Source organism: uncultured Lactobacillus sp., assembly GCF_945290125.1.
Classification (GTDB): Bacteria; Bacillota; Bacilli; order Lactobacillales; family Lactobacillaceae; genus Lactobacillus; species Lactobacillus rizhaonensis.
This window is the reverse complement of record NZ_CALYQV010000094.1, coordinates 1-4,527: the sequence shown is the minus strand read 5'-3', so window position 1 is coordinate 4,527 and position 4,527 is coordinate 1. Positions and strand designations below refer to the sequence as shown.

Below are 4,527 nucleotides of genomic sequence, written 5' to 3'. Positions count from 1 at the left end.
ATCGTTACAACTTATTACTACTAGTATAAACTACTAAATCAGAAAAAAAGCTTAACCTAAAGGAAGATTTTATCAACTGCTTGAATAAATAACTAAAATATCTTTTAAATTAAAAATAGCAGTCATAACTGATAGTTATCGGCTATACTTAAAGTTAATTGATGTCAAAAATTGCAGCTTGAGCTAATAGGAGTGTTTAAAGGTGACTAATGTAAATAATCTTGGGTTACTAAACTCACTAAGTGAATTAATCAATTCTCATTATGATAGTGGCAACCACGCAATTGCCTCTTACTTAGTGGAAAATATCTCCCGGTTAGACCAGGTGACTGTTAATGAGATTATCGATCATGCTTATGTTTCGCGATCTGCTGTCAGACGCTTTTGCGAAAAATTAGGCTATTCAAGTTTGATTGATTTGAAATCATCGTTTTCTAAAATAATTTTTCCCAGTGATATTCGCCATCGGTCTAAGGAAGACTATCACATCAACAACTTACAGTTAACGGAATTAATCAAAAAGATGCTAGATGATATTAATACTGTTTTTACTAGCTCAGTACTTGATCAAATTGTTTATCAAATCAATCGCCATAATGAAGTCATTTTATTATGTGCTAACAATACAAGTAACACACTAATTAAATTTCAACAGGAAATGATTTATGCCAATAAGGTGATTGTTGTACTAGACCAAAAGTATCGTTCTAACAAGTACTTAAAAGCATTGAAACCTAATGCCTTGTTGATTACTGTTTCTACTTCTGGAAAATATGCTGAAATTTTAAATGATTTTTTACGCGAATTACCAGGAGACAAAATGATGATTACGGGAAACCGAAATGAAAACTTAGCGAAATCCTACGACCAAGTTTTTTATATTAGCAACAGCAGTTTTACTGAAGATTATTTGGGGATCTATGGTAAATATGGCATAACATATTTATTTGACCAAATCTTTTTAAGGTATGTGGCATTATTTAAGTAAAGTAAGAGTCAACCGCTAGAGTGCGTGGTTCAATTTTTGAACCACGTGCTCTTTTTTTTATTGCTAAGATAGCAATGTAGATAGCGCTATCAAGAAAAAATTATATGGCAGAAAGGATTGCTAATGAGAAAATTTGCAGATATTTTTAAGGATAAAGATTTTTTATGGGGAGCAGGGACAGCTGCTTACCAATGTGAAGGCGCTTGGAATGAAGATCAAAAGGGTCTTGGTGAATGGGATTACTTTAATCACAATAGTAAATTGAATATTAACCACACGGACGGTGACGTTGCATCAGACTTTTATCATCGCTATCGAGAATATATTGATTTATTAGCGGAGGGGCATCAAAATACAATTCGCTTTTCAATATCTTGGGCACGTATTTTGCCTAAGGGAACGGGGCAAGTCAATCAAAAAGGAATTGATTTTTATAATCGGGTGATTGATTACGCCATTGAAAAGAATCTTGAACCGAATATTTCCCTTTTTCATTATGATTTACCCTATGAACTTGCCGTCGATGGCGGATGGTTAAATCGCCAAATAGTGGATTATTTTGCCAATTATGCCAAGATTTGTTTTGAAAATTTTGGCGATCGGGTAAAAATTTGGGCAACTATTAATGAACCACGTTATTACAGCTATTGTGTTAATGTTGTTGGCAATTATCCACCTAATCGTCATTTGGATTTTCAATCATACTTTCAGTATCAATATAATTTAATGCTTGCTAGTGCAAAGGCAATCAAAATTTATCATGATTTAGGGCTTGATGGCATCATTGGGGTTGTGCACGATAATGGCAATGTTGAATTAGCGCCAGAAACTAAAAATAAAAAGAATGTTCAATTAATTGGGGATTTCTTTTATAACAGGCAAATATTATGTCCAGCCTTATTAGGCAAAATGCCTGAGGAAACGGATGAAGTTTTGGCTGCATTTAATTGCTTACTATACCGTGAAAAAGATGATAAGGAACTCTTAGCAGCAGGTAAAGCTGACTATTTAGGACTTAATTTATACAATCGGCAATATCTGACTGATGGAACTAAAGATGTCACAAAGGTTTTTCACAATAATCAAGGGAGTCGTAGCAAGGCAAAAGAGGGAATTCAGATTCATAATCTTTTTAAATCGGCATTTGATCCTAAGGTGAAACGTAATCAATGGGGACGAGAAGAATTGCCTCGGGTAATGTATACAGCATTATGTGAAGTACAAAGAAAATATCAGCCTAAATTAATTATGATTACAGAGAATGGTCATGGTGGCTATGAACAAGCAGATGAGACTGGTTTTGTTAATGATGAACAGCGTATTAAGTTGACCGCTGAGTTTTTAAAATATTTGCTAAAGGCCAAGTCTGAGGGCGTAAAGGTGCATGGTTACTATCATTGGTCTGCCATGGATCTGTATAGCTGGATTAATGGCTATGAAAAGCGCTATGGCTTAATCAGGGTTGATTTTGCTCATCAGCTGGCTTTGACTCCCAAAAAGAGCTACTACTGGTACCGTGATTTTATTGATCAATATTTTTCTGGGAGCTTAAAAAATGACTGAAAAACAAGACTTTAATCAAATTGCAACTGTGTTGTTGCGTGCAATTGGTGGAAAAAGTAATATTACTGACGTATATCATTGTGCAACTCGACTAAGAATTGCTGTTATCGATCCCTTGAAAGTTGATAAACAAACACTAGAACAAGTGCCAGGTATTAAGGGCGTTGTAATCAAGGGCAATGAAGTTCAGAACTTTATTGGTACAAAAGTTGATGATTACTATAATCAGCTACTGCCCGAGCTACAATTAGGCGGACAAAATAATCAAAAAAAGGAAGAAAAGCTAACTGTTAAAAGTCTATTTTCTAAGATACTGGATTTCATTAGTGGAGTTGTTTTGCCCATTATGCCTGTAATCGTAGCAGCTGGCTTTTTACTAGCAATTCTTAACTTATGTAAGACCTTTTTCGGCTTAAATCCCAAGAGTGGTACGGCCATAGTTTTAACAAGTATTGCTTCAGCTGGCTTTTATTACATCCCTATTTTTGTTGGTTTTCAAACTGCTTTAAAATTAAAAATTCCCGCTGCAATGGGAGCTTTTTTAGGGGCAATATTAACTTTTGGTGATATTAACAATGTTGCTGGCTTGAATTTTTTCGGTATTAATTTACCTAAAATGCAGTATAACGGTACTTTATTGACTTCAATCTTAGGAGTATTATTACTGGCATTTATCTATAAGTTGATTGATAAGATTATGCCCAAAGAAATTACCTACTTTTTTACACCTTTGCTAGCAATTTTATTGGCAGCTCCTATAACACTCGTGATTATCGGACCAATTAGCAATTCAATTAGTTTTGCAATAGCGGGTTGCTTTAACTGGCTTAGTGCGAAGGCAAACTGGCTTGCATTTACCTTATATAGTGCTCTTAATCCTATTTTGGTAATGTTTGGAATTGACAAAGGATTTGTGCCAATTGCAATGAACAATGTGGCAGAATTTGGCTATGATACGTTGATTTATCCTGCGGCATTGCCAAGTAATGCTGCAATGGGGGCAGCTGCTTTAGCCATTGCAGTATTTAGCAAAAAGAAAATTACTAAGGGTGAAGGCTTTTCGGCAGGTTTTACTGGCTTAATGGGAATTACGGAACCTTCTATTTTTGGCTTTTTGCTTCCATACCGAAAAGCTTTAATTGGTGCGATTGCTGGTGGAGCTATCGGCGGATTAGTTGGTGGCTTGCTTCACATTAAACAGGGGGCTGTGATGGCACCAGGCTTTATTGCTCTCATTTCATATTTTGTTGGACAAAACCCAACTTTAAACTTTATTTGCGGAGTTATTACCTGGTTAACGGGAATTATTGCTAGTTTTGTTATTACTACGATTTTGCTAAAAACGGATCAGAAAAGACAACAAAATGTTCTATTTCAAACCGAGCAAACGACTTCTAAGCCTAAACCAAATATAGGTGAAAAAGTCACACAGCCTAATATTGAGGAAATAGTAGCACCAGTTAACGGCAAAGTTATTCCGCTAGATCAGGTTAATGATGATCTAATCGCACAAAAAAAGTTGGGTGACGGTTTTGCCATAATTCCAGCGGATGGCAAAATCTGTTCACCAATCAATGGTACTGTAGTCAGTATTTTTAAAACCAAGCATGCAATTGGCTTAAGAAATGCTGCTGGACTGGAAATATTATTACATTTAGGCCTTGATACAGTTGAATTAGCTGGGAAACCTTTTGCCTTAATGGTAAAAGAAAACGAGAATGTTAAAAAAGGACAATTACTTGTTAAAATGGATATTGAACAAATTAAGGCTGCTGGAAAAGATCCAATTGTCATAACCTTAGTTACCACAAATAATTGGTTAACCAAACCAATTAAGTCTCTTGAAGAAAAGGTAACAAAAGGTGACGCAGTAGCAATGGTAAAAGCAAATTAGAATATGAACAAAATGAAGTTTATGGCTTGCTGTAAACTTCATTTTTGTTAAAAAGAAGAAATAGTTGGTTAAACCTTAATTT

At 35.1% G+C, this 4,527-nt stretch carries 3 protein-coding genes; all 3 read left to right on the top strand.

Features of this window, described 5'->3' with window-relative positions:
* Positions 1–202: 202 nt before the first annotated feature.
* The 3 genes from Q0K80_RS09865 (at position 203) to Q0K80_RS09855 (ending at position 4,445) form a co-directional block, all read left to right on the top strand.
* Positions 203–988 carry a MurR/RpiR family transcriptional regulator gene (locus Q0K80_RS09865; RefSeq protein ID WP_220220754.1) on the top strand — a complete coding sequence of 262 codons (786 nt, stop codon included), beginning with the start codon at positions 203–205 and terminating at the stop codon, positions 986–988.
* A gap of 123 nt (positions 989–1,111) precedes the next feature.
* Positions 1,112–2,551 carry a glycoside hydrolase family 1 protein gene (locus tag Q0K80_RS09860; protein ID WP_294605887.1) on the top strand — a complete coding sequence of 480 codons (1,440 nt, stop codon included), beginning with the start codon at positions 1,112–1,114 and terminating at the stop codon, positions 2,549–2,551.
* Positions 2,544–4,445, top strand: coding sequence for a glucose PTS transporter subunit IIA (locus Q0K80_RS09855; protein ID WP_294605885.1), 1,902 nt, complete (start codon positions 2,544–2,546; stop codon positions 4,443–4,445). The genes Q0K80_RS09860 and Q0K80_RS09855 overlap by 8 nt, the downstream gene beginning before the upstream one ends.
* Positions 4,446–4,527 lie beyond the last annotated feature (82 nt).